Annotated in this window: 16 protein-coding genes; 2 read left to right on the forward strand and 14 right to left on the reverse strand. The window is 50.0% G+C overall.

Annotation, left to right across the window (positions count from 1 at the left end; genetic code table 11):
• The first annotated feature begins 20 nt into the window (after nucleotides 1–20).
• A complete protein-coding gene (mnmA, locus tag EV209_RS06925; protein ID WP_130434968.1) occupies nucleotides 21–1,076 on the forward strand; it encodes a tRNA 2-thiouridine(34) synthase MnmA in 1,056 nt (351 codons plus the stop codon).
• 192 nt (nucleotides 1,077–1,268) lie between these two features.
• Here the strand turns inward: mnmA and carB are convergent, their stop codons facing one another.
• The 14 genes from carB to EV209_RS06995 form a co-directional block, all read right to left on the reverse strand.
• On the reverse strand, nucleotides 1,269–4,484 hold the full coding sequence (gene carB / locus EV209_RS06930; protein ID WP_130434464.1) for a carbamoyl-phosphate synthase large subunit: 3,216 nt from the start codon (nucleotides 4,482–4,484) through the stop codon (nucleotides 1,269–1,271).
• A gap of 63 nt (nucleotides 4,485–4,547) precedes the next feature.
• Nucleotides 4,548–6,692, reverse strand: coding sequence for a glycoside hydrolase family 3 protein (locus tag EV209_RS06935; protein ID WP_130434466.1), 2,145 nt, complete (start codon nucleotides 6,690–6,692; stop codon nucleotides 4,548–4,550).
• 151 nt (nucleotides 6,693–6,843) lie between these two features.
• Nucleotides 6,844–8,397 (reverse strand): glycoside hydrolase family 43 protein, encoded by a 1,554-nt coding sequence (locus EV209_RS06940; RefSeq protein WP_130434468.1) that lies wholly within the window; start codon nucleotides 8,395–8,397, stop codon nucleotides 6,844–6,846.
• Between the two features lie 15 nt (nucleotides 8,398–8,412).
• Complete coding sequence (locus EV209_RS06945) at nucleotides 8,413–9,399, reverse strand: Gfo/Idh/MocA family protein (RefSeq protein ID WP_130434470.1); 987 nt, start codon at nucleotides 9,397–9,399, stop codon at nucleotides 8,413–8,415.
• Between the two features lie 37 nt (nucleotides 9,400–9,436).
• Entirely contained in the window at nucleotides 9,437–10,729 is a 1,293-nt protein-coding gene (locus EV209_RS06950) for a glycoside hydrolase family 140 protein (RefSeq protein WP_165388848.1), read from the reverse strand.
• A gap of 22 nt (nucleotides 10,730–10,751) precedes the next feature.
• Complete coding sequence (locus EV209_RS06955) at nucleotides 10,752–12,056, reverse strand: glycoside hydrolase family 140 protein (protein WP_165388849.1); 1,305 nt, start codon at nucleotides 12,054–12,056, stop codon at nucleotides 10,752–10,754.
• Nucleotides 12,057–12,165: 109 nt separating this feature from the next.
• Nucleotides 12,166–14,214, reverse strand: a complete 2,049-nt coding sequence (locus tag EV209_RS06960) for a glycoside hydrolase family 65 protein (RefSeq protein WP_130434475.1) — start codon at nucleotides 14,212–14,214, stop codon at nucleotides 12,166–12,168.
• A 22-nt stretch (nucleotides 14,215–14,236) separates the two neighbouring features.
• Nucleotides 14,237–15,082 carry a carbohydrate ABC transporter permease gene (locus EV209_RS06965; RefSeq protein WP_130434970.1) on the reverse strand — a complete coding sequence of 282 codons (846 nt, stop codon included), beginning with the start codon at nucleotides 15,080–15,082 and terminating at the stop codon, nucleotides 14,237–14,239.
• A gap of 20 nt (nucleotides 15,083–15,102) precedes the next feature.
• Nucleotides 15,103–16,038: a carbohydrate ABC transporter permease gene (locus EV209_RS06970; RefSeq protein ID WP_130434477.1), complete on the reverse strand. Its 936-nt coding sequence runs from the start codon at nucleotides 16,036–16,038 to the stop codon at nucleotides 15,103–15,105.
• Nucleotides 16,039–16,139: 101 nt separating this feature from the next.
• Nucleotides 16,140–17,600, reverse strand: a complete 1,461-nt coding sequence (locus tag EV209_RS06975; protein ID WP_130434479.1) for an ABC transporter substrate-binding protein — start codon at nucleotides 17,598–17,600, stop codon at nucleotides 16,140–16,142.
• 395 nt (nucleotides 17,601–17,995) lie between these two features.
• On the reverse strand, nucleotides 17,996–19,459 hold the full coding sequence (locus tag EV209_RS06980) for an ABC transporter substrate-binding protein (protein ID WP_165388850.1): 1,464 nt from the start codon (nucleotides 19,457–19,459) through the stop codon (nucleotides 17,996–17,998).
• Nucleotides 19,460–19,797: 338 nt separating this feature from the next.
• Nucleotides 19,798–21,624 carry an ATP-dependent helicase gene (locus tag EV209_RS06985; protein ID WP_130434483.1) on the reverse strand — a complete coding sequence of 609 codons (1,827 nt, stop codon included), beginning with the start codon at nucleotides 21,622–21,624 and terminating at the stop codon, nucleotides 19,798–19,800.
• 12 nt (nucleotides 21,625–21,636) lie between these two features.
• Nucleotides 21,637–23,106: a glutamate--tRNA ligase gene (gltX, locus tag EV209_RS06990; protein ID WP_130434485.1), complete on the reverse strand. Its 1,470-nt coding sequence runs from the start codon at nucleotides 23,104–23,106 to the stop codon at nucleotides 21,637–21,639.
• Nucleotides 23,107–23,147: 41 nt separating this feature from the next.
• A complete protein-coding gene (locus EV209_RS06995) occupies nucleotides 23,148–24,020 on the reverse strand; it encodes a DegV family protein (protein ID WP_165388851.1) in 873 nt (290 codons plus the stop codon).
• 214 nt (nucleotides 24,021–24,234) lie between these two features.
• Between EV209_RS06995 and EV209_RS07000 the strand changes: the two genes are divergently transcribed.
• Nucleotides 24,235–25,413, forward strand: coding sequence for an iron-containing alcohol dehydrogenase (locus EV209_RS07000; RefSeq protein WP_130434489.1), 1,179 nt, complete (start codon nucleotides 24,235–24,237; stop codon nucleotides 25,411–25,413).
• Nucleotides 25,414–25,827: the final 414 nt, after the last annotated feature.

Consider the following 25,827-nt stretch of genomic DNA (forward strand, 5'->3'; position numbering starts at 1 on the left):
TTATTTTAGAGAGAGGTGGTATTTTGAGACAAACTGTAATCATCGGTTTATCCGGCGGGGTGGATTCCTCTGCCGCCGCTTTTTTACTAAAGGAACAGGGATATTCTGTGATCGGCGTCACCATGCGCCTGTGGCCCGAGAGCTCTGAAGAAGCCGGACTGGCCGCCATTGAAGACGCCCGTCAAGTGGCTGATACGCTGAACATTCCGTTTCATGTGCTGGATTTCAGATCTGAATTTGAGTCCGACGTGATCACTTATTTTATGGATGAATACAGAAATGGGCGCACACCAAATCCCTGTGTCATCTGCAACCGCCGGGTGAAATGGACAGGCCTGTTACAGGCCGCGGACCGGCTGGGAGCTGATTTTGTAGCCACAGGGCATTACGCCAGGGTCAGGAAACTTGACAATGGTCGTTTCGCTGTTTGCCGCTCCGCCACGGATTCCAAGGACCAGACCTATGCGCTGTACAATCTTACCCAGGAACAGCTTTCCCGCACGCTGATGCCTGCAGGAGAATATGAAAAAGAACAGATCCGGGAGATCGCTCAGTCCATCGGCCTGCATGTTGCCGGCAAAAAAGACAGCCAGGAAATCTGCTTTATACCGGATCAGGACTATAACCGTTACCTTGAAGAACATTCTCCCTCCCCGCTCCCCCCGCAGGGCAATTTTGTCACCGCCGGCGGCGATGTTCTGGGAACGCATAGAGGAATCACCCACTACACAATAGGGCAGCGAAAAGGCCTGAATCTGGCCATGGGCCGCCCTGTTTTTGTCACGGCGCTGCGGCCGGATACCAACGAGGTGGTAATTGGTGAATCCGAAGATCTCTTTACAAAGAAGCTGGTCATCCGTCAGGTAAATTTCCAGGCTCTGTCCAGCCTGGCCGAACCAGTACGCGCCTCAGGCAAAATCCGGTATGCCCATCGGGGCGCGCCCTGCATCCTGACTCAGACCGGTCCGGACGAGGTGGAGGCAGTATTTGAGGAACCCCAGCGCGCCATCACTCCGGGCCAGGCTGCTGTCTTCTACCAGAGAGACGCCATACTCTGCGGGGGGCTCATCGTCTGAACGGCAGGAGGTTTACCTGCCAGGTCATAAAAAAGAATGCCGCAGTGCTATCCCCGAAGGGTTTTGTTGCATAGGAAATACAGTTTCGTATACAACAAAGACGCGCCCTGTCTCAGCAAAACAGACGGAGCGCGTCTTTGTTTTCATTGGCCGGCCTGGCCGGTTTTATATCACACTTACATTGTCTGAATCCTATCTGATTTCCGCGTGAAACTCCTGCAGCGACTTCACAGGCAGAGCCTTATCCCTCAGTACAGATTTTACCGCCTCTACAGTAGCTTTGGCTGCCGCCATGGTGGTCATGTAAGGAATTTTATTTTTAATCGCAGCTTTACGGATGTAGCTGTCATCCACAGCGCCCTTTTTGCCTATGGGCGTATTGATGATCAGCTGGACTTTTCCGTTGGTGATCTTATCCAGCACATTTGGGCGGCCCTCGTTGATCTTGGCGATCTTCTGGGCGGGAATGCCGGCAGCCTGAATCATATCGCAGGTGCGGCCTGTAGCCAGAATAGAGAATCCACATTCTGCAAACCCTCTGGCTACCTCAACCAGTTCCGGCTTGTCCCGGTCGCTCACGCTGATCAGCACAGTCCCGGATACCGGCAGTTTGCTCTGAGCAGCCTCCTGTGCTTTATAGAAAGCGTCTCCGAAGTCAGGAGAAATGCCCAAAACTTCCCCGGTGGAACGCATTTCCGGCCCCAGAAGCGGATCTACTTCAGGGAACATGTTAAAGGGGAACACCGCCTCTTTTACGCCGTAATGGGCGAATTTCTTCTCTTTCAGGGAAGACACCGGCGATTCCTTGCCTGTATAAGCAGCTGTCATAATCTCTGTGGCCAGCTTCACCATATTGATCCCGCAGACCTTGGAGACCAGCGGCACGGTTCTGGAAGCTCTGGGGTTGGCTTCCAGCACATAAACTTTCCCGTCCTCAATGGCATACTGCATATTCATCAGGCCCACCACGTTCATCTCTGCCGCAATTTTTCTGGTATAATCCTTGATGGTGGCAATCTGCTCCTCCGTCAGGCTCTTAGGGGGCAGCACACAGGCGGAATCTCCGGAATGCACGCCTGCCAGTTCAATATGCTCCATGACAGAAGGCACGAATACATTCGTCCCATCGCTGATGGCGTCGGCCTCGCACTCTGTAGCGTGGTGCAGGAAACGGTCAATCAGAATCGGCCTGTCAGGCGTCACGCCCACTGCCTGCCGCATGTAGAACGTCAGCGCCTCGCTGTCATATACCACTTCCATCCCGCGGCCGCCCAGCACATAAGAGGGGCGCACCATCACAGGATAGCCGATGCGCTCTGCGATTTCCAGCGCGTCTTCTGTTGTCACCGCCATGCCGGACTCCGGCATGGGAATCTCCAGTTTATCCATCATGGCGCGGAACAGATCCCGATCTTCCGCCAGATCAATGGTTTCCGGGGTGGTACCCAGAATATTCACTCCGTTTTTCTTCAGGTCCGCCGCCAGGTTCAGAGGCGTCTGGCCGCCGAACTGGGCGATCACACCCAGAGGTTTTTCTTTCTCATATATGCTCAGCACATCTTCCAGGGTGAGGGGTTCGAAGTACAGCTTATCCGAAGTGTCATAGTCTGTGGACACTGTTTCCGGATTGCAGTTCACAATAATTGTCTCAAACCCCAGGCTCTTCAGCGCCTTGGCCGCATGGACACAGCAATAATCAAATTCGATTCCCTGGCCGATCCGGTTTGGCCCTCCGCCCAGGATCATAATCTTATTACCATTGCCGGAAGCCGGGCTGCGGTCTTCCAGGTGGTAGCTGGAATAGTAATAGGCAGAATTCTCCGTTCCGCTGACATGGACGCCCTCCCAGGCCTCCACAATTCCATTTTCCTTACGTTTCTTACGAATGTCTTCTTCCGGGACATCCAAAATCTGGCTCAGATACTTGTCGGAGAAACCGTCCAGCTTCGCCTGCTTCAGCACTTCAGGAGAAGGAAGCTTTCCTGCGTCTTTTTTCAGTGCTTCTTCCTCCTCCACCAGCTCTTTCATCTGTTGGATAAAGTAACGTTTCACCTTTGTCAGCTCAAAAATCTCATCCACAGAAGCGCCTTTTCTCAGAGCCTCGTACATGATGAAATGCCGTTCGCTGCAGGGGGTAGCCAACATGGTCAGCAGTTCTTTTTTGGTCCGGCCGGCAAAGTCTTTTGCGCCGCCCAGGCCGTACCGGCCGTTTTCCAGGCTCCGGATGGCCTTCTGGAACGCTTCCTTGTAGGTCTTGCCGATGCTCATCACTTCGCCTACCGCCCGCATCTGCGTGCCCAGTTTATCCTCAACGCCTTTGAATTTTTCAAAGGCCCAGCGGGCAAATTTAATTACAATATAGTCGCCGCCCGGCACATACTTGTCCAGAGCGCCGTATTTCCCGCAAGGGATCTCATCCAGAGTCAGGCCGCTGGCCAGCATGGCGGATACCAGAGCGATGGGGAATCCGGTGGCTTTTGAAGCCAGCGCGGAAGAACGGGATGTCCTGGGATTGATTTCAATCACAATAATTCTGTCGGAAACCGGGTCATGGGCGAACTGCACATTGGTTCCGCCGATCACCTCAATGGCTTCCACGATCTTATAGGCCTGTTCCTGAAGGCGTTTCTGCACCTCTTCTGAAATGGTCAGCATAGGGGCGGAACAGAATGAATCTCCTGTATGTACGCCCAGCGGATCTATATTTTCAATAAAGCAGACAGTAATCATATTGTTCTTGGAGTCCCGGACTACTTCCAGTTCCAGCTCTTCCCAGCCCAGGATAGATTCCTCCACCAGCACCTGACCCACCAGGCTGGCCTGCAGCCCTCTTGCGCAAACTGTCTTCAGCTCCTCCACATTGTAGACCAGTCCGCCGCCTGCGCCGCCCATGGTATACGCCGGGCGCAGCACCACAGGGTACCCCAGCTTATCCGCGATCTGCAGCGCCTCATCCACGCTGTAGGCAACTTCGCTGCGGGCCATTTCGATGCCCAGGGATTCCATGGTCTTCTTAAATTCAATCCTGTCTTCGCCGCGTTCAATGGCATCCACCTGAACGCCGATCACTTTAACCTCATATCTGTCCAGCACGCCGGCTTTCTGCAGCTCGGAGCACAGATTCAGGCCGGACTGGCCGCCGAGGTTGGGCAGCAGGGCGTCCGGACGTTCTTTTTCAATGATCTGTTCCAGCCGTTCTACATTCAGCGGTTCGATATAGGTGATATCAGCCGTATCCGGGTCGGTCATGATCGTTGCCGGATTGGAATTGACCAGCACGATTTCATACCCCAAGTTCTTCAGCGCTTTGCAGGCCTGCGTTCCGGAATAGTCAAATTCGCATGCCTGGCCGATGATAATCGGCCCTGAACCGATGATCATCACTTTGTGAATATCCTGTCGTTTCATCTCGTTTTACCCTTCTTTTGCATTGTCTCAATTTGAGTTCTCGATATTATAACACATTTCAAACTATTGAACAATATTTTTTTTCTCAAAGCTGATTTCCATGCAGCTCTGACCCGACAGATCTCTGGTCCTGCCATCCGGCTGGCCAAAACCTGCGTAAAGCAAAAAACGCCTGCCCTCTTCTCTGCGAACACCCTTTTCGTCCACTACCGTAAATGCCTGGGCCGGAACCGTGATGTGCACAGTTTTTTCTTCCCCTTCTCCCAGAAGAATCCTCTGAAAAGCGGCCAGTTTTGGATTCGGCTCAGCCCAGGGCGAAGCCAGGTTCCTGCAGTAGATCTGAAGCACCTCGTCCGTTTCTCTTCCTCCGTTAAACATGGATACCCTGAGCCAAAGGCTGCCGTCCTCAGCCTCTTCCTCCACGTCCGCCTCTGTCACCACAGTTTTACCATAGGTCAGACCATAGCCAAAGGGATAGAGGGGAGATCCTGTATAGTACCGGTAAGTGCGGTTTTTCATGCTGTAATCTGTAAACTCCGGCAGTCCCTCTTCACTCCTGTAAAAAGTGACCGGAAGTTTACCTGCGGGAGAATACCTGCCGAAAAGGATTTCAGCAGCTGCTTTTCCGCCCCGCGCGCCGGGATACCACAGCTGCAGTACCGCGGCAGCCTTATCCTGAGCGAGGGAGAGATCCACCGCGCTTCCCGTCATATTACAGAGAATGACAGGTTTCCCTGTATCCAGAACAGCGCGCAGAAGCCTCCTCTGGGGAGCCGGCAGCTGCAGATCCTGCTTGTCCCCTGAAGCGTCGGAATTCCCGGTATCGCCCTGTTCGCCTTCCAGCGTCTCATCCAAGCCCAGGCAGAGAATCACCACGTCACTGTGCTCCGCAACTGTCACAGCCTCTGCCAGCCTGTCATCCTGCTGCCCCAGATTTTCTTCTCTGTCCCGGAACAGGTGGCATCCTTTTGCATAGAACAGACGGATTTCCCGGCCTTCCGGCCTGGTCAGATTATGAAAATCCACTTCCCTGCGGATTCCCTCCAGAACAGTAATATACTCGGAGGAAGTTCCGTGGTAATTTCCCATCAGCGCCTGGCGGCTGTCCGCGTTTGGCCCAATCACACCCACTGTGCGCAGAGAATCCGCACAAAGAGGAAGTATGCCGTCATTTTTCAGCAAAACCATACTCTCTCTGGCTGCCCGTTCATTAAGTGCAAGGAATTCCTTACATTCCACTCTCTCATACGGGATGGAATCATATTCGGTTTCCGCAAACATTCCTAAAGCAAACCGTGTAGTGAACAGCCGGACACATGCCTCTGTAATTTCTTCTTCTGTAACCAGCCCCTGATTCACTGATTCCAGCAAATATTCATAGGAATTGCCGCAGTTCACGTCACAGCCCGCTTTTAATGCCAGCGAAACAGATTCTTCCGGCGTTTCTGTCACTCCATGGGTGGTGTGAAAATCCCTGATTGCCCAGCAGTCTGAAACCACATGGCCCTGAAATCCCCACTCTTCCCGCAGGATCTCTTTCAACAGGCGGAAACTCCCGCAGCAGGGCTCTCCATTGGTCCTGTTATAAGCGCCCATCACCGCCTCTGCACCGCCTTCTTTGACACAGGCTTCAAAGGCCGGGAGATAGGTTTCTCTCAGATCTTTTTCACTGACTCTTGCGTCAAAGGAATGGCGAAGCCCTTCCGGGCCGCTGTGAACGGCAAAATGTTTTGCACAGGCGGCGGTTTTCAGGTACTCTCCGTTTCCCTGAAGGCCTTTCACGTAAGCCACGCCCATTCTTGCCGCCAGCCAGGGATCTTCTCCGTATGTTTCATGCCCCCTGCCCCATCTGGGATCACGGAAAATGTTCACATTCGGCGCCCAGAAGGTCAGGCCTTTATAGATATCTCTGTCCCCGTGCCTGACGCTCTCATTATATTTCGCCCGGCCCTCTTCTGCCACGGCAGAAGCCTCCTTCCGCAGCAGTTCTTCATCAAAAGAGGCCGCCATCCCGATTGCCTGGGGAAATACCGTAGCCGTACCCGCCCGGGCTACGCCGTGCAGCGCCTCATTCCACCAGTTATAGGCCGGAACGCCCAGCCTGGGAATTGCCGGGGCCTGATACCGCAGCTGCCCCGTCTTTTCCTCCAGGGTCATCCTTGCGACCAACTCTACTGCCTGGGCGCGAAACTGTTCTCTTTCTCTCATTCTGATCTCCCTTCCACTAAAAAGAGTGTATGAAGCCTGATCACTGCAGGCTTACCCATACGCAGTATTTCCGCTTCATACACCCTCCTCTCTTTCGCAGGCCGCTTTGGGACGGCACAGCCCCCAAAGCAATTCCGACGGCAGCATGGTGTTATATATTCTTATATGTAAAGTAATCAAAATCCGCAAATTTACGGGATCCGCTCATATCATGGCAATACATGCCAAAATGAGCGCCGGTAAAGCCCCGGCAATGTTCATCCGTCAGGATTTCCGTGGTATATTCCCCGCCTGCCTGAATCCATCCGGCCCCGTCCATAGAATAAAAGAAACGCACAAACGCGCCTGCTTCATCCGTCTGCGCCCGCAGGTATAGCACATCCGTCTCAGGCACTTCAACCGGCTCCATAAGGTCTGTGCAGACTCCGGAATCGCTGCAGATCAGATTTAAAACAGTTTTTCCCGCCTCATCCCTGGTCTTTATAAAAATATAGAAGTTCATGGCGTCATACATGTATGCCAGCCCGGCCGCCTGCTCCGGTCTCTCCGGGACAAAATCCATGGCTGTTTCTGCCATGGCATGCAGTTCTTCCTGGCGCACGCCCATCAGGCTCACATGGTGCAGAGAATTCAAGGACTCCTGGCCGTAGAGCCGCAGCCAGCCAGGCCTTTCCACCTGGTTCATGCTGTCTACCAGCGGCGCCCTGGGACAACTGTACCGAAGGCCCATCATATTCTCATTAAAATCATCCCGTGCAGGAACTTCCGGCAGAGGGTGGATAGGGATGCCTTCCGGCTCTTCTGTCTCCGTCTGCGCGAATCTCCCGCCAGACTCCAGGCGCAGCCAGCCGTCCTTCCAGCATACTTTCTGGATGGCTGTCTCGCGCCCTGTGAGGCAGACCTTTCTGCCATCCTCCGTGGTTCTGGACCGCCCGCAAAGGTGCACCATATACCATTCTCCATGCCCGGTATCCACAAAATCGGCATGCCCTGCCTTCTGCAGCGCATTTTCATCCTCAATGTCAGAAGTCAGCATGGGATTTTCCGGGTCCACCTCAAAAGGCCCCCAGATACTCCTGCTCCTGGCAATCGTCACCTGATGCCCATAGCTGGTGCCGCCTTCCGCCACCAGAAGATAATACCAGTCCCCGATATGGTACATATGCGGGCCTTCTGTAAACCCTGCCTCCGTCCCGCCGAAAACTTTCTCCACGCGGCCAACCAGCCGGTTAGTCAGCGGATCGTACTCCTGGACAGTGATTCCTTTAAAACCGTTGAGCATATTGATCAGATATTTTCTCCCGTCCACATCATGAAACAGAGAAGGGTCAAAGCCAACGCTGTTCAGATATACGGGATCAGACCATACCCCCCGGATATCATCCGCATATACCAGATAATTGTGGGTATTATAGTAACGGCCTTTTTTGGTTTTCACATCTGTAAATACCAGCCAGAACTTTTTGCCGTCATAACTCAGACAGGGCGCCCATACGCCGCCGGAAGCGGGGTCCCCCACCATATTCAGCTGGCTGACACGGCGCAGCGGAGAGGGGATTTGCTCCCAGTTTTTCAGATCTTTGGAATGAAACAGACGAACTCCGGGCCACCATTCAAAGGTGGATGTGGCAATATAAAAGTCTTCCCCGGCACGGATAATGCTGGGGTCAGGGCAAAATCCTCTTAATATAGGATTCTGGATCATAGATAATTCCTCCTGTTATTCATCGCAATCATAGCGCACGCCTACCTGTCTGCGGATTTCATCCATCACTTCCATCACATCCAGCGTCAGCTGATGGGTGTTATGTACTGATTCTGTACGGCCTTCCTCCAGGGTATGGATAAAATCTCTCAGCTCATACACCATCCCATGTTCCGGCTGGTCCACGCGGACAGATTCCGTCCTGCCGTCCCGGTAACGGATTTCCATTTTCCCCAGCCCCTGGATATGATCCAGAAACAGGGTGCCTTCCTCTCCCGCGATTTCCGAAGGCAGGTAAGAATTGGCGATTTTCGTCACCAGATTCACCGCATCCATCCCCGGATATCGGCAGATTACCGTACTCTGCCCGTCTACCCCGCTCTCCAGAACCACACCAAAGGCCTTGATTTCCAACGGCTTTCCAAAAAGCGCCACCATAGGAGCCACACAGTAACAGCCCATATCCAGCATTGCTCCGTTGCAGAGATCCCTCCGGAAAGTATTTACGGACAGTCCTGCCTTATAATCATCATAACGGATGGAGTAGTTTCCAAAATTGGCCACGTACCTGCGCAGATTACCGAGCTTTGGCAGGCTGTCCCTGATCTGAAAGAAATTCGGGAATTCCGTGGTCATCATCGCTTCCATCAGAAGTACCTGTTTCTGCTTTGCAAGGGCCGTCAATGCTCTTGCCTGGGCGGCATTCGCGGTAAAGGCTTTTTCCAGCAGCACATGTTTGCCGTGCTCTATGAACATTTTAGCATATTTATAATGAAATGCAATAGGCGCGCCGATATAAACCGCATCAAAGCCGTCCCAGGCTGCCATTTTTTCCAGATCCGTGAAATATCTGGGCGCATGATGGCGGGCGGCAAACTCTCTTGCCCGTTCTTCTGTTCTGGAATGCACTGCAGCCAATTCGAACTCCGGCACTTCAGCTGCCGCTTTCAAAAAAGTATCCGTAATATTCGTTCCCACAGTGGCAAACCGAATTGTCCCCATTTACTGCCTCCTGTTCCTCTATGGTTTCATTGATCGCTCATTCTGCCTTCAGCACCAGAACCCAGTCATTGTCTTCAGTAAATCTGGCCACCGGCTTCACTTCCGCCTGTTCTTTTCCGGTCATATCATCAAAATAACTGTAAATTCCGCTGGCAGGATCAAACCAAAAAGCTGATACCTTCCTTCCTTTAAAGTTCTCCAGACTGATGGTAAAGCCTTTTCCTAGATAATCATACGCAAACAGGTAATCCTTCCCTGCAAATACCGAAACCCTCTCATATTTTTCTTTCTGTCCGGATACCAGCAGTTCTTCTGCAGGGCGGCCGCTCTGATAGTCCACTGCTTCCATCAGGTCTTTCAGATGCTTCATATGCCCGGCCCCCACATGGTGCAGCGCATCCCACCACATATCTCTCACGCCAAAAGAACCGGGGATGGAACCGTCATAAAACTGCATCACTGCATTTTCTCCGTAGGTATGCCCCATGGCGCCCTGGAATACGGCCCAGTAGGCATAGCGGCGCACATCCCACTCCCTCCAGTAGGGCTGAGAGGTGTCGTGCAGCCCCTGGAGAATCCATTCATAAGAAGGCTCTCCGTCCACTGTGGGCTTCATTACAGAATAGCTGTGATCCCGGTCCACATATCTCCAGTTGTCCTCTCCAAAATATCCTTCCTTCACCGCATTGTCGTCCCAGGCTCCCAGGGAGCTCTGATCATAACGGCGATGGCCGGACTGGAACATATTGAAGTCCAGCCATTCCTCCTCGTGAAACCAGAGAGAGGAAGAAGTGCGCCCGAAGGGGTGGAATCCCACCAGATTATCCGGAGTCAGTTTCTTAAAGGTCCTGCCTTCTGTCCGGAAAGTTTCCGGCGCGTCGCTTCCCCGCACATCCCCGCCCACCAGCCAGATGATGTTTTTCCTCTCCTGACAGCGCCCGGCCAGAAATGTACAGTATTTTTCCGCATTGTCTTCGTTGATCGTCTTATTTTTTACAATGTCTCCCCAGCAGGGCAGCAGGCCCATATAAAGGCCTAATTCTTCCGCCATCCGGATGATTTCATCACAATGCTTCCAGTAATCAGGATTGTCAATCCTGCTCTCCGGCCTGCAGTATTCCTGATCCTGAATGGGGTGGTAGAATACAGACTGAATCACATTATAGCCCAAATCTCTCCTGTTTTTCAGGTAGAGATAGGCCTGCTCCAGACTGCACTGCTGAAACAGCAGCCAGGCAGTATCCCCCAGCCAGAAAAATGGCTGATTTCCGTTGCGCAAATACTTCTGATTTTTGCTGACCTGCAGCTTTCCGTTATCCCAAGGCTTCATTTCCGTCATCCTCACTCTTTTTTTATTCTGCTCTGCATACAAGCACCCAGTCATTATCTTCCGTAAACCTGGAAGACGGCTTCACTTTTGCCGACTCTTTGCCCGTCAGGTCTGCGAAGTAACTGTATACCCCGCTGACAGGGTCAAACCAGTAAGCCGCCACCTTTTTGCCGGCAAACTGTTTCAGGCTGACAGTGAACGCCTCTCCCAGATAATCATATGCAAACAGGAACCCATCCCCGGCAAATACAGAAATCCGGTGATATTTTTCCTTCTGCCCGGAAAGCAGAAGTTCCTCCGCCGGGCGGCCGCTCTGATAGTCCACAGACTCCATCAGCTCTTTCAGATGTTTCATATGCTCGGAACCTACGTGGTGAACGGAATCCTGCCATACATATCTGGCTCCGCATCCGCCGATGACTCTGGGATTTTTATAGAACTGGAAAATTGCTGCGTCCCCGTAGGTATGGCCCATGGCCCCCTGGAACACGGACCAGTAAGCATAGCGCCGCACATCCCATTCTCTCCAGTAAGGCTGGGAATAGTCATGCAGGCCCTGCAGCACCCATTCATAGGAAGGCTCGCCGTCCACCGTGGGCTTCATCACAGGATAACTATGGTCCCGGTCCACATATTTCCAGTTGTCCTCTCCAAAAAAGCCTTCTTTTTCTGCATTATCATCCCAGGCCCCCAGAGATGCCTGATCATAGCGGCGGTGCCCTGACTGGAACATGTTAAAGTCCAGCCACTCTTCTTCATGGAACCATAAAGAAGAAGAGGTCCGGCCGAAGGGATGATATCCCACCAGTTTTTCAGGCATCAGCCGCTTCAGTGTCCTGCCTTCTGCCCGGAAGGTTTCCAGACTCACGCTGCCGCGGACATCTCCGCCCACCAGCCAGATGATATTCGGACGATTCTGATATCTGCCCGCCAGATATTCCACATACTGCTCCACATTGCTTTCATTGAGGGTTCCCGAAGCCACCACCTTGCCCCATGCCGGCAGAAGCGCCATGTACAAGCCGAGATCTTCCGCTATTTTAATCACTTTATCGCAATGATCCCAGTATGCCGGATCCGATACATCTTTTTCAATCTGCTTCCATCCTCCGTCACCTCCCTGCGGACGTGAGTGCACAAATACAGACTGAATCACCGTATACCCTTTTTCCTTACGGTTGCGGAGATAGACATATGCCTCTTCCAGATCCAGCTGCTGGAACAGCATCCAGGCAGTATCCCCCAGCCAGAAAAACGGCTGTTCCCCATTGCAGAGATATTTCTGATTATCACTGACTCTTAAAACTCCATGTTCCCAGGGTTTCATACCAACTTCTCCCTTCATCACTATAAATAATATGTTCTCATTGTTTTAAAGCCGCAGAAACCCGGGAAAAGCACAGCGCTATTCCGGATTCCCGCAGCCTTGTAATTCATTAATATGGAAAAGGGTCAATGTTTTCAAACTCTACTTCCCACTGACCATTTTTCGGAAATCCCGGCAGTCTGCCGCTCCCCGGAAACCCTGCCGTCATCAGAGGCAGGGCCAGCAGCAGCGAGCCATTGCCCGGAAGATACAGGGGCAGGTCATCTCTGGTTTTCTGATAATTATTTCCACTGGCAACGTAACTGTTTTTCGGCGTATCCATCAACAGAAGCTCTATGGCATATTCCGGATCTCCCAGACGAACCGCGGTCATACACATCACCGCAAAGTCCCAGCCCCACAAAGAAGGATAGTCCCAGCATTCTTCCACTTTTTTCAATGAGCGCCGCATCGCTTCCCGGTCAATGCGCCCGCTGTCTATCAGCCCGTAAGCGCAGAGCATAGAAGGGTGATCTTCCGCAAAGTTCTCATAAGTATCCGGGCAGTCATCATGTGCCAGATAACGTCCGTCCCCAATCGCAGCAGGTGCCATATGCTCCGACACGTCCTGCCATTTTCCGGGAACTTCTTTGCCCAGACGTTTTGCCCACTCCACGGCGATCCGCAGGGTAAAGCACCAGTACTCTACTTCAAAAGCAGGATTCTTCGTGACCATTGGCGCATGCCGTTCCTGCACAGGAATTGCAGGCCCTAAAAGCTCATAGACGCCGCGGTCCTGGTTAAAGACTGCAAAATCCACCATAAATTCCGCGGTTTCCTGCACCAGCTCATAATACCTTTCCATAAAATCAGTCCGGCGGCAGTTCTGGTAAGCCAGCTCCAGCATATAGATGATGTGAGGCTGCTGCCAGATCAGCAGAGTCGCAATGGGAGAGGGACTGTCAATCCCGTCCTCCGCCACCATTTTGGGCCATCTGGCTCCCCGGTACCCATTGCGCGCCGCGTTCCGCCTGGCTTCCGGCAGATGAATCTGATACCAGTTCAGGCTGCGCTCCAGCAGATCCGTATGGTTCCATAAAGGCAGATAAGCCTCATGCCACAAATACATTTCCAGATGGAACTTACCGTACCAGCTGTTGCAGGTCAGCCCCGTCTCCTGGGGAGGCACGCTGCCCGCGGACTGAATCGCCATCAGATACTGGCTCAGAACAATTCGGCGCTCCAGTTCCGGAGCTCTTGGATCTTTACTCTTATGAAGATCCACTGCCCCTCCCTTTTCCCAGAAATTCTTCCAGTAAGCCCTGCTGCGGTCCAAAACCACTTTATTCTCCAATTTATCCGGCGGCCCGGATTTTGCAAAGCTAACGGAAAACGCCATTTCAGGGCTTCCGGAACCTGCAATCCTGAAGCTGTGCTTCCCTCGCTGTGACAGTTCCGCGCCTTCCAGTGTCACGGCGGCAAAATACCCGTCCCGGTCCAGGGTGCGCTTCCATACCACATGTTCTGCATCCTGTTTCAGAATCTCTGTCTGATGGGCATCTTCCGCATTCCATTCAGACGCACCGATCAGATGGCTGCCATAGGGAAAACGAATTTCCACTTCCAGGCCGTCTTTCAGGGCCTCCGATTCCACCTGAAAGGATACCGCATCTGTCCCGCTGTCAGCTGCTGTCAGCACATGGCAGGGTATGCCCTCCACCAGGAAGCGGCTCTCCAGAACACCCTCAAACAAATGAAGCTGCTGGTGAATTTCTGTAATCTGCCCCGGTTCCAGTTCTTTTCCGTCCTTCACCAGGCCGATGCGGGCCAGATTCAGCTTGTGCGGATTTTCCCTGACCCAGTCATAGACCGCCTCATTGCCCGGCTTCTTCTCCACCGCATAGGAAACTGTGCGGCCCTGAAAAGGATATTCTGTCAGCTCCACATCATCAAAAGTATAGTTGTACTTCGTCTTACTCACCGGCTTCGTATGCCAGGCCCATTGAGCCATGGTGCACAGAGGCAGGCTTGCCCGGTACGTTTCATATAAAGACTGCATTCCCGTTACATCCGCGGTAAAAGCGAAATTACCGTTACCTACAGACAAAGGCGAATATACATCCGCCTCTGTCAGTACGGGATCATGCCTGGTCACTAACTCATAACGGTTGATTGCCATAGCTTTTCCCTTCTTTATTCAATTAACCTTTCAAGCCTGTGGAACTGATTCCTTCCACCAGATACCGGTTGAAGATCAGGAAGATCAGGAATACCGGAATCAGAGACAGCGTTGCCATGGCAAACATCGCGCCATAATCAGACTGTCCTGAGGAGTCGGCAAAGTTCTTCAGCGCCAGAGACGCAGTCCAGGTAGCCGGCCTGCTTAAATAAATCAACGGTCCCATATAATCGTCCCACTTCCAGTAGAACTGAATGATCAGTGTTGTAACAATAGAAGGCTTTAGAAGCGGAAGGATAATTCTAGAATAAATCCTGTACTTACTGCAGCCATCCACAAAAGCAGCTTCATCCAGCTCTCTTGGGATACCCTGGCAAAACTGCATCATCTGATAGATGAAGAACGCCTGTCCAAAGAAATGCGGCAGCACCAGGGGAACAAAGGTGCCCACTGCGTTTATGGAATTGTAAATCATGTACTGGGGGATCATAATAACCTGCCCCGGCAGCATCAGCGTTGCCAGCATACAAGAGAACCAGATTTTGCGGCCTTTAAACTTAATTCTCGCCAATGCATAAGCTACCATGGAAGAGGAAATTACAGTGGCTAAAGTTGCGATTCCGGCTACAATTAAAGAATTTGTAAAGAATGTACCAAAACTGTAACCACTATAGCCTTTCCACCCATTCGCCCAATTCTCCATGTGCCACCCTAAAGTAGGAAGGAAATTGGCTGAATGGTTCATAATATCATTGTTATTTTTAAAAGAGCCGATGATCATCCAGAGCACAGGATAGATCATTAAAAGACCGAAACCGCCGATGAACAAGTGGTAACAGAATCTGCCGACTTTTTTCTTAGCGCTCATTCCCATTATCCTGCACCTCCTTAATCATCATTTCCAGCTTCATAAAACACCCATTTTTTAGATGTCTTGAAGATAATCAACGTTACAATGGCAATCACTACCAGCATTACCCAGGATATTGCGCTGCCATACCCCATATCGAAATACTTAAATCCTTGCGTATAGATATAATAGGCTATAAAGTTCGTTGCATCAGCCGGCCCGCCCTGCGTAATAATAGCCGCCTGTGTAAATACCATAAAACCAGTAATTGTCTGCATTACCAGGTTGTACAGGATAACAGGAGAAAGGCAAGGGAGCGTGATCTTAAAGAAACGCTGTACAGAACTGGCTCCGTCAATTTCTGCGGCCTCATAATATGAAGTAGGGATTTCCTTTAACCCGGCGGCAAAAATGATCATGGAAGAACCGAACTGCCATACGGTCAGTAACGCCAGCGGAAATAAAACCAAATTTTTATCTCCCAGCCAGTTTAACCGGTCAATCCCAATCGCCCCTAAAATTCCATTAATCATCCCTTTACGGGCAAACATCTGCTTCCACACCAGCGCAACAGCCACAGAACCTCCCACCAAAGAAGGCAGGTAATAAACCGCACGGTACAGGCTGGCAATTTTCGTATTCCTTGTCAGGAAAAACGCGACCAATAAAGCAAATATCAGTTTCAGAGGCACTGCCAATATAACATATAAGAACGTTCTCCAAAGAGAATACCAAAACCGGCTGTCTCCGGTAAACATTCGCACATAATTATTCAAGCCAATAAAATCCGCGTGTACAAAATTATAATTGGTCAGGGAATAATACAATGACAATCCCATCGGAAATATCGTCAGACAAATAAATCCGATGATAAAAGGCGCAGCAAATACATAGCCGACTGCATTGTCAGACTGCATACGCTGTTTGAAGGTTTTGGGCTGTGCTGCCAACGCAGCATTTGCCTTTTTCTTCATCTCTGTTCCTCCTGTCCTTCTTCATTAAGAAACAGCCTGCTGCCGTACAGCAGGCTGTTTCCATTAATCAGTCTTCAGGCTGGCCCGGCCAGCGGTAATGGTTATCTTGTAAATGCGTCGTTTGCAAAGTCAAATACATTCTTTGCAGCTTCTTCAGCGGTGATACTGCCTGCATTTACTTTATCCAGCTGATTCTTGAACTCATCCTTGATGGCATTCTGCTGAGAAGGCTCGTTGATAAATACGTTCTTGGAATCTTCCCATTCGCCTACCATACCGACATAATCGTAAACGCTCTTTTCCAGTTCGCTCAGAGAAGGCTCGATTGCCGCACGGACTGCGGATGTGATCGGCACGCCTCTCTCACCTGCCAGAACCTGATTTGCTTCAGGACTGTTGATAAAGAAGTTGATGAACTCTGCGCATACGTCAGGATATTTTGTCTTATTGTAAATAGCCAAACCCTGAGAAGATTTCACAGCATAGCCGGAAGGGCCGTCAGCGGAATGTCTGGGCAGCGTAGCGATCTTCAGTGTGCCAACGCCGTTCTCTTCTGCAGCTTTCGCCATTGCGATAACCTGGTTGGACAGCGCCCATGTCATAGCAGCTTCACCAGTTGCCACAAAGTTCTGTTCAGGGGTTGTGCCCATCTCATTCAGGGCGCCGCGGTCCGGGTAAGCGCCGCTCTCAGTCATTCTCTGGATCATCTCGATGAAAGGTACCATATAATCCGGCTTGTCGATCATCAGTCCGGAGTTGTCAGCCTTGAAGAAATTCAGGCCGTCCTCCCACTGAGGAACGCCTACTGTACATGCGCCGTAGAATTCTTCCAGAGAGGAAGATCCGTACTCACCAGTCACTTCCTTCAGCGCTTCCGCACACTTCTCGTAGTCTTCCCATGTCCAGTTTTCAGCAGGCTCATCCAGGCCTGCTTCCGCGAACATATCTGCATTATAGATAATCACATGAGCATTGGTGCCCAGGGAGATCTCCATCTGCTTGCCCAGATCATATGTAGTAGCCAGGAAACCATCAGAAATATTATCGGTGTTGATGGTGCCGTCTTCGATATAGGGAGTCAGATCTGTAATAATATCCGTATACTCTGCCCAGTTATTGCCCAGCTGGAATACGTCCCATACATCTCCGCCGCCTACCAGTGTGGCCATCTTCTGGAAATATCCGTCGAAGTCAGAAGGCTCCGTAGTAATCGTTACATTAGGGTATTTCTCCATGAACATTTCAACAACCTTTTCGGTTCTCTCATGTCTGGTCTGGCCGCCCCACCATGCAAACCGGATGGTGCAGTCCTCGCCGTTATTCACCTTCTCCGGGAAAACCACTTCCTTAATATCTCCCTCTTCGCCGCCCTTTGTCTCTTCGGCTGCTTTCGTGGTTTCATCCGCCGCCTTGGTGGTCTCATCTGATCCCTTTGTGGTTTCCGGCGCTTTCGTGGTTTCATCTGCTGCCTTAGTCGTTGTTCCGCCGTCAGAACCGCAGGCTGCCATGGATACTGCCATTGCGGACGCCATCATCAGCGCCATTACTTTTTTTGCTTTCATCTTTTCGCTCTCCTTTTTGTATCTTTTTGCAATGCTGTCCTCCCGCTTTAGTTAAATCTTCAACTAAATTATTTAACTTAGCACTGCTCTTGTGACTGTATTATATATCCGGTTGTGAAATATGTCAAGGGTTTTTCAAAGAAAACACATGGTTTCTTGTTAAATATTTTAGGTTTTCTTTAATTCATTTGAAAGCGTTACCATTATTTATTAAATATTATTTGAAAAGAGTTGATTTTTGTATGGATTTTTTGCGAAAAGAATTACTACCAGTCCCAATGAACATGAAAAAGAATCTCCCAGGAGTTTTTTGCATGGGGAACGCAGTTTCCTATACAAAAGCGCCTCCCCCAGCTATATGCTGATGAAGGCGCTCTTCAATAATATGCAGGTAATTATTCTCTCGTAAATGCAGCGTTTGCAAAATCAAATATATTCTTTGCTGCTTCTTCAGCCGTGACTTCACCTGCGTTCACTTTATCCAGCTGATTTTTCACCTCGTCTTTAATCGCATTCTGCTGGGAGGGCTCGTTCAGGAATACATCTTTTGAATCTTCCCAGGCCCCTACCATGCCCACATATTCATAAATGCTCTTTTCAAGTACGCTCATGGTTGTATTCAGGTCCTCTCGGACTGCGGCCGAAATCGGCACGCCTCTCTCGCCTGCAAGAATGCGGTTAGCTTCAATACTGTTAATAAAATAATTGATAAATTCGGCACAGACATCCGGGTATTTCGTTTCGGAATAAATGCTCAGTCCCTGTCCGGATTTTACGGCACAGCCGGCAGGTCCGTCGGAGGATCGTCTGGGCACTGTCGCAATTTTCAGTGTTCCCACACCGTTTTCCTCTGCAGCCTTTGCCATAGCGATCACCTGGTTGGATAAAGCCCAGGTCATAGCTGCTTCACCAGTTGCCACAAAGCTTTGCTCCGGGGATCCGCCGGTCTCATTCTGGGCGCCGCGGTCCGGGTAAATACCTTTTTCTGTCATTCTCTGAATCATTTCAATAAACGGCACCATATAGTCCGGTTTATCTATCATTAATCCAGAGCTGTCCGCTTTAAAGAAATTCAATCCATTGCCATACTGCGGAACGCCTACAATACTTACGCCCTCAAATTCAGCCAGCCCGCCGCAGCCATATTCGCCAGTAATCTCAGCTAATTTCTCAGCATATTCTTCAAATTCTTCCCAGGTCCAGTTCTCAGCAGGCTCATCCAGGCCCGCTTCTGCAAACATGTCAGCATTGTAGATCATTACATGAGCATTAGTGCCCAGAGAAATTTCCATCTGCTTGCCCATATCATATGTAGTAGCCAGGAAACCGTCGGAAATATTTTCTGTATTAATCGTGCCGTCTTCGATATAAGGAGTCAGATCCAGGATAATATCTTTGTACTCCGCCCAGTTATTGCCTAACTGAAATACATCCCATACATCTCCGCCGCCTACCAACGTGGCCATCTTCTGGAAATATCCGTCGAAGTCAGAAGGCTCCGTAGTAATCGTTACATTAGGGTATTTCTCCATGAACATATCAACAACCTGCTGAGTTCTTTCATGTCTAGTCTGTCCGCCCCACCAAGCAAACCGAATGGTGCAGTCCTTGCCGTCGTTTACCTGGTCAGGGAAAACAACTTCCTTAATATCTTCCTCTTCGCCGCCTTTTGTTTCATCGGCCGCCTTGGTTGACTCCTCCGCCGCTTTCGTGCTCTCGTCAGATCCTTTGGAGGTCTCAGCCGCTTTTGTGGTCTCATCAGCTGCCTTGGTTGCAGTTCCTCCGTCAGAACCGCAGGCCATCATGGATACTGCCATCGCAGACGCCATCATCAGCGCCATAGCCTTTCTTGCTTTCATCTCTTTGCTCTCCTTAAAAGATGTATTCAGCTGATGATCCATTTGGCATTTGAATATTTATTAAAAATATTTAAATGCATTTGATCTCGCTGTAGTTTGTATTGTAGGTCTTTTGGTGTTTACTGTCAAGTATTTTTCTCGCATATTATTTTTTTAGGTAATTATATCTAAAATCATTAGATTCTTTTGTGTGAATCGCATAAAATTTTAAATTATTTTATTTGTGTTTTATTTCATTTCAATCAGAGTCCCATAGTTTATTAAATATTTTTAACAGTCCTCAGTTAAAAAGGCGCTTTCAAAGCTAAGATATAGCTTTGGAAGCGCCCCTATCAAACTCAATTCATAATTTCATCAATAAATCTGGAAGGCTCCATTTCCTTCCCATAGCATTTCTTCACCCAACAGATATGAAGCTTCTGCTTTGCCCTTGTTACCGCCACATAAAACAGCCTGCGTTCTTCCTCTACATCCGCTTCCAGAACCGCTTTGCTGTGGGGGGCAATTTTTTCATCCGCATCCATAATGAATACTACCGCATATTCCAGACCTTTTGCCGCGTGCATTGTGGAAAGAACAATTCCCTCCCGCTGTTTCTGCTTATCCGCCGCCTGTTTCCGCAGTTCTTCCCCATAATTCTCCATATATCTGAACCATTCTTCCGCAGTCCCGCACTCTCTGGCGCTTTCCTGAAGCGCGTCCAGCACTTCCATTAATTCCTCCGGTTTCATCCGCCGGTACGCCGCATATTCCCGTATGTAATCCTCGTATCCGATGCCTTTGCGAATATAGTTCACCGCCGCAAAAGGCGCCATCCTGCCCATGAGGGACAGCTGTCTTTCCAGATCTTCAATCCTCTGTACCATCCAGTCTTTTTCTCCCAGCAGTTCCTTCAGCAGCTCAAAATCCGTCAGTTCCGAATTTGCCAGCAGTTCTCTGCTCAAATAACGGTTGGGCCTGTTCATAATTTTCAGGAAAGTGGAACGCTGCCTGTCGCCCCGGCTCATTCTGATATAAGAAATGATGTCCTTTGCGATCCAGTGCTCAAAGAGATTGGGAAATACTTCCCGCATCTGAAAAGGCCGGTTGGTTTCGATCAGCCTGCTCACCAGCTGCCTGGGCACATTGCTTGTGCGGTACAGCACCGCGATCTCTTCCGGAGGAATACCCTGCCTGATATATTCCGCGGACCTGTTCAAAATCCACGAAGCTTCTTCCTGTGCATCCTTAAATTCCCGGACGCTCACCGGAGCCCCCTGTCGGTTCAGAGTGCGGATATCTTTGTCAAACCTGCTCCGATTTTGAGAAATCAGCCTGCCTGCCGCCGCCACGATCTCTCCGGAACAGCGAAAATTCACATCCAGCAGATACCGGGCCGCTCCCGGATAATCTTGTTCAAACCCCAGCATGATTTCCGGTCTTGCTCCGCGGAAACGGTAAATACTCTGATCGTCGTCCCCCACAATAAACAGATTGTTCTCCGGCTTGGCCAGGAGCCTGATCACTTCATACTGCACCCGGTTGATATCCTGAAATTCGTCAATCAGGATATACTTAAATTTTTTTTGCCATACAGCCAGAATATCCTGCCTCTGTTCCAGGAGTTCCAGGGTCATGGACAGCATATCGTCAAAGTCCACCAGATTTTCCCGCCGCAGCCTGTTTTCATATTCCCGGTAAAGCTTCATGAATATTTCTTCCGAACAGTTTTTAGAATAATAATGCTCCAAATTCAGCCTGTCATTTTTAATGCTGCTGATCTCTTCCAGGATTCCTGAAACAAATTCCCCCTCGTCAGGCACATCCAGTTCCAGCATTTTTACGGCTTCGCAGAGAAATTTCCTGCATTGTTCTTCTCCTGCGATGTTGGAAGCATTATAATGATAGGCCAGCTTCAGAATATAGAAAAAAACGGAATGAAAGGTACCAAAGGTCACCTGGCTCTGCATTCCCGCAAGTTTCTGAAAACGGGCGGACATCTCTCCGGCCGCGGCTCTGGTAAATGTAATTACCAGTATTTCCCCCGGCCTGACATGCTTCTGTTCAATTAAATGCTGAATACGGTGTGTGATCACCAGAGTTTTGCCGGAACCGGGGCCGGCCAGCACCATGGCCGGCCCTGTTCCGTGCTGAATTGCCTGCAGCTGTGATTTTTGAAATTCCATGAAATGTCCTTATTAAGCCTGTGCTTCCTGAAGCTTCTCAATGCCGATGCGGATCCTGCGGAGGGATTCCTCTTTTCCCAGGATCTCCATAAGCTCTGTAGCTCCGCCGGGCGTGGTCTGCTTTCCGGATACCGCAGTGCGGACAGGCCACATCACATAGCCGTTTTTGCATCCCTTCTGCGCTGCATAAGTCTGCAGAGTTTCATACAGGGCGCTGTTCGAATAGTCTTCCTGGGCCTCCAGCATGGGCAGCAGCTCTGTCAGCACTTCTAAAGAGGTCTGCGCATTGGTCTTCATCTTTTTGTGGGTATACATCGCTGTATCATACTCCGGAAGCTCCTGGAAAAAATCCACCATTTCCGGAATATCAGTGAACACTTCGATTCTGGATTTCACCAGAGAAGCAATTTTCTCCTTGTCGCAGTCCCTGGTCACCGCCTGATTCAAAGCCGGCAACGCCAGCTCCAGATATCTTTCCTCTGGCAGCTTTTTAATATATTCCCCGTTCATCCACTTCAGCTTTGTAAAATCAAATACCGCCGGAGATTTACTGATATGGTGATAATCAAACTCCTGAACCAGCTCTTCCAGAGAAAAAATCTCTTCGTTGCTGTCAGGGCTCCATCCCAGGAGCGCTACAAAATTCACCACTGCCTCCGGCAAAAAGCCCTGTTCGGTCAAGTCTTCAAAGGAAGAATGGCCGCTGCGCTTGCTGAGTTTATGATGCTCTTCGTCTGTAATCAGCGGGCAATGCACATAGACCGGAACCTCCCACCCGAAAGCTTCGTACAGGCGGTTATACTTTGGCGAGGAAGAAAGATATTCATTTCCCCTCACCACATGGGTGATCCCCATGGTATGGTCGTCCACTACATTGGCAAAATTATAGGTGGGATAACCGTCAGACTTGATCAGGATCATATCGTCCAACTCCCCGTTGTCCACTGAAATGTCTCCGTAGATCTCATCAGAAAATGTAGTGGTTCCCACAGTGGGGTTATTCTGGCGGATCACATATGGCACTCCGGCCGCCAGTTTCTCTTCCACTTCCTCTTTCGTCAGATGCAGGCAGTGTTTATCATAAATCATGATTTCCTTGCCCGCCACCTCCTGACGCAGAGATTCCAGTCTCTCTTTATCACAGAAACAGTAATAGGCCTCTCCCTTGTCAATCAGCTTTTTTGCATATTCCAGATAGATCCCTTTGGCCTGGCGCTCACTCTGTACATAGGGGCCGCAGCCCCCGTCCTTGTCGGGACCTTCATCATGAATCAGGCCTGTCTGCCCCAGCGTACGGTAGATGATATCCACCGCGCCTTCCACATACCGCTCCTGGTCTGTATCTTCGATGCGCAGAAGGAAATCGCCTCCCGCATGTTTAGCAATCAGATACGCATAAAGCGCTGTGCGCAGGTTTCCCACATGCATGCGCCCTGTGGGGCTGGGTGCAAATCTTGTTCTGACTCTGTTATTCTTTTCCATCTCTCCAATATCTCTCTTTCCTGTAATCTCTTAAATGCAAATCAGTCCCGGCTGCTGCCGAAAAACATCAGCCCCATGGCTCCTGGGCCGGAATGTACGCCGATACTGGGGTTCACATCACAGATCATCACCTCCGGTACGCCCAGACGGCTCTTCACCTGTTCCGCCAGCCATTTCGCCTCTTCCAGACAGTCTCCATGGACAATACCCACCAGATCATTCTGGGGTTCAAACCCTTTGGAACGCTCTTCCATGTAATCCACCAGGGACAGCAGGGATTTCTTCCGTCCCCTCACCGTACCCACAGCTTCCAGCTTGGAATCCCCTGACAGGCGCATGATGGGTTTGATACTCAGGATACTGCCCACCACTGCGGTGGTCTTACTGACTCTGCCGCCCCTCTGCAGGTGGTGCAGGTCGTCCACGGTAAACTGTACGCAGATATGCAGCTTGTTTTTTTCCAGCCACTCCGCATTTTCTTCCAGAGACTTTCCCTGTTTTTGCATTTGTACCGCTTTATTCACCAGCAAACCTTCTGACAGAGAGATATTGCAGGAATCCACCAATAGGATCTTCGCATCCCCATATTCTTCTTTCAGCTCCCTAGCTACCATCACCGCAGTATTAAAACTTCCACTCAGGGTGCTGGCAAAACTGATATACAAAATATCTTTTCCAGATTCCAGCACTGAGCGGAATTCTTCCTCCACCACAGCCGGATTGATCGCCTGGGACTGGGGCTTCTGCCCTTCTCTCATTTTCTGATAAAAAACGGATGGCTCCATTCCGCCCGCGCCTTCATATATCACGTCTTCCACCGTATAATACTGTGGCACTGTGATCAGCCCATGCTCCTGAATATAAGAAGGGGGCAGGTCTGAATTTGTATCTGTAATAATCTGATATTCTCTCATATTAATCCTCCAAAGCGTACTATATTTTATCATACTACTTTTCCTGGAATTTAACAAGTATTTTAACGACCAAAGAATTGGCGCAGATTTTATACAATTTTTACCGAAAACGACATTGATAATTTTTTAACCTATGTTATAATAGAAAATGGAACCGGGAAATAGTTCCCAACTTTGCCAATTTGGCATAAAAAACAAAAGGAGTGTGTTTCCGATGAACAGATTTACATTACCGAGAGATCTTTATTGGGGAAAAGGTGCTCTGGAGCATCTGAAAGAACTGGATGGCAAGAAAGCTATCGTTGTGCTGGGCGGCGGTTCTATGAAGCGTTTCGGCTTTGTAGACAGAGTGCTGGCTTACCTGAAGGAAGCAGGAATTGAAACACAGCTGTTTGAAAATGTGGAGCCCGATCCGTCTGTGGAAACTGTTATGGCAGGCGCAAAGGCTATGACTGATTTCCAGCCTGACTGGATCATCGCAATGGGCGGCGGTTCTCCTATTGACGCGGCAAAGGCAATGTGGACATTCTATGAATATCCTGACGTGACCTTTGAAGAGCTGTGCATTCCTTTTAACTTCCCGAAACTGAGAACAAAGGCAAAATTCCTGGCTATTCCTTCCACTTCCGGAACTGCCACAGAAGTGACTGCCTTTTCTGTCATTACCAACTACCAGACCGGCGTAAAGTATCCGCTGGCTGACTTCAATATCACTCCTGATGTGGCGATTGTAGATCCTGAGCTGGCTGAAACCATGCCCGCCAAGCTCGTGGCCCACACCGGTATGGATGCGCTGACTCACGCTATTGAAGCTTATGTTTCCACACTGAACAGCCCCTTCACCGATCCTCTTGCTCTGAAGGCAATCCACATGGTATTCGATCATATCGCAGGGTCCTACAAGGGCGATATGAACGACCGCGAGCAGATGCATTACGGACAGTGCCTGGCCGGTATGGCGTTCTCCAACGCTCTGCTGGGTATTGTTCACTCCATGGCCCACAAGACCGGCGCGGCGTTCTCCACGGGACATATCCCCCACGGCTGCGCAAACGCTATTTATCTGCCTTATGTGATTCAGTATAACGCAATGGATGAGACCGCTCACAAGAGATACGCCGATATCGCTAGAAGTGTTGGGATCGAAGGCACTGATGATGAGTGCGTAAAGGCGCTGTGCGAAAAGATCGACGCTTATAATGTTGAGCTGAACATTCCCAAAACACTCAAAGAGTTTGGCATTAATGAAGAAGAATTCCTGGAGAAGGTCGACAAGATCGCAGAACTGGCTGTAGGCGACGCCTGCACCGGCTCCAATCCCCGCTCCATCACACCTGAGCAGATGTCTCAGCTGCTGAAGTGTACATACTATGGCACTCCTGTTGAGTTCTGATTCTGCTGTGGCAAATTTCGTTCCATTGGCACGAAATAAAAGGAAGTCCGCAAAGGGTGGCTTCCAATAAATCAGTATGAGAACATTACTGACATTGGGTTGATGCCGTCCAGGAGTGTAATTAAAAAAATCCCGCCTGCGGCGTGTCGCTTTAGCGATGTAATTTCTTACGCCGCAGTATGATCTCCCGGAGGGCTTTGTTGCATAGGGAACGCAGTTTCTTATGCAACAAGAAAAATTGGCGATACTTGGTTTTATAACCAGGTATCGCCTTTTTCTATCTTTTTTATAATTATTACCTGAATCACTAATTCTTATACATGAGAATTGCCTGTAGCCAATATTCATATTTTCTGTGTTGAACGTATTGCTTCTATCGGGTAAAATAAATATAGGGGAAACCATTAAATTCAC

The sequence above is a fragment of the Cuneatibacter caecimuris genome (assembly GCF_004216775.1).
GTDB lineage: Bacteria > Bacillota > Clostridia > Lachnospirales > Lachnospiraceae > Cuneatibacter > Cuneatibacter caecimuris.

Excerpts from the sequence above, each read along its gene's own strand:
- carB (WP_130434464.1), bottom strand. The coding sequence starts at position 4,484 with ATGAAACGACAGGATATTCACAAAGTGATGATCATCGGTTCAGGGCCG.
- EV209_RS06935 (WP_130434466.1), bottom strand. The coding sequence starts at position 6,692 with ATGAGAGAAAGAGAACAGTTTCGCGCCCAGGCAGTAGAGTTGGTCGCA.
- EV209_RS06940 (WP_130434468.1), bottom strand. The coding sequence starts at position 8,397 with ATGATCCAGAATCCTATATTAAGAGGATTTTGCCCTGACCCCAGCATT.
- EV209_RS06945 (WP_130434470.1), bottom strand. The coding sequence starts at position 9,399 with ATGGGGACAATTCGGTTTGCCACTGTGGGAACGAATATTACGGATACT.
- EV209_RS06950 (WP_165388848.1), bottom strand. The coding sequence starts at position 10,729 with ATGAAGCCTTGGGATAACGGAAAGCTGCAGGTCAGCAAAAATCAGAAG.
- EV209_RS06955 (WP_165388849.1), bottom strand. The coding sequence starts at position 12,056 with ATGAAACCCTGGGAACATGGAGTTTTAAGAGTCAGTGATAATCAGAAA.
- EV209_RS06960 (WP_130434475.1), bottom strand. The coding sequence starts at position 14,214 with ATGGCAATCAACCGTTATGAGTTAGTGACCAGGCATGATCCCGTACTG.
- EV209_RS06965 (WP_130434970.1), bottom strand. The coding sequence starts at position 15,082 with ATGAGCGCTAAGAAAAAAGTCGGCAGATTCTGTTACCACTTGTTCATC.
- EV209_RS06970 (WP_130434477.1), bottom strand. The coding sequence starts at position 16,038 with ATGAAGAAAAAGGCAAATGCTGCGTTGGCAGCACAGCCCAAAACCTTC.
- EV209_RS06975 (WP_130434479.1), bottom strand. The coding sequence starts at position 17,600 with ATGAAAGCAAAAAAAGTAATGGCGCTGATGATGGCGTCCGCAATGGCA.
- EV209_RS06980 (WP_165388850.1), bottom strand. The coding sequence starts at position 19,459 with ATGAAAGCAAGAAAGGCTATGGCGCTGATGATGGCGTCTGCGATGGCA.
- EV209_RS06985 (WP_130434483.1), bottom strand. The coding sequence starts at position 21,624 with ATGGAATTTCAAAAATCACAGCTGCAGGCAATTCAGCACGGAACAGGG.
- gltX (WP_130434485.1), bottom strand. The coding sequence starts at position 23,106 with ATGGAAAAGAATAACAGAGTCAGAACAAGATTTGCACCCAGCCCCACA.
- EV209_RS06995 (WP_165388851.1), bottom strand. The coding sequence starts at position 24,020 with ATGAGAGAATATCAGATTATTACAGATACAAATTCAGACCTGCCCCCT.
- EV209_RS07000 (WP_130434489.1), top strand. The coding sequence starts at position 24,235 with ATGAACAGATTTACATTACCGAGAGATCTTTATTGGGGAAAAGGTGCT.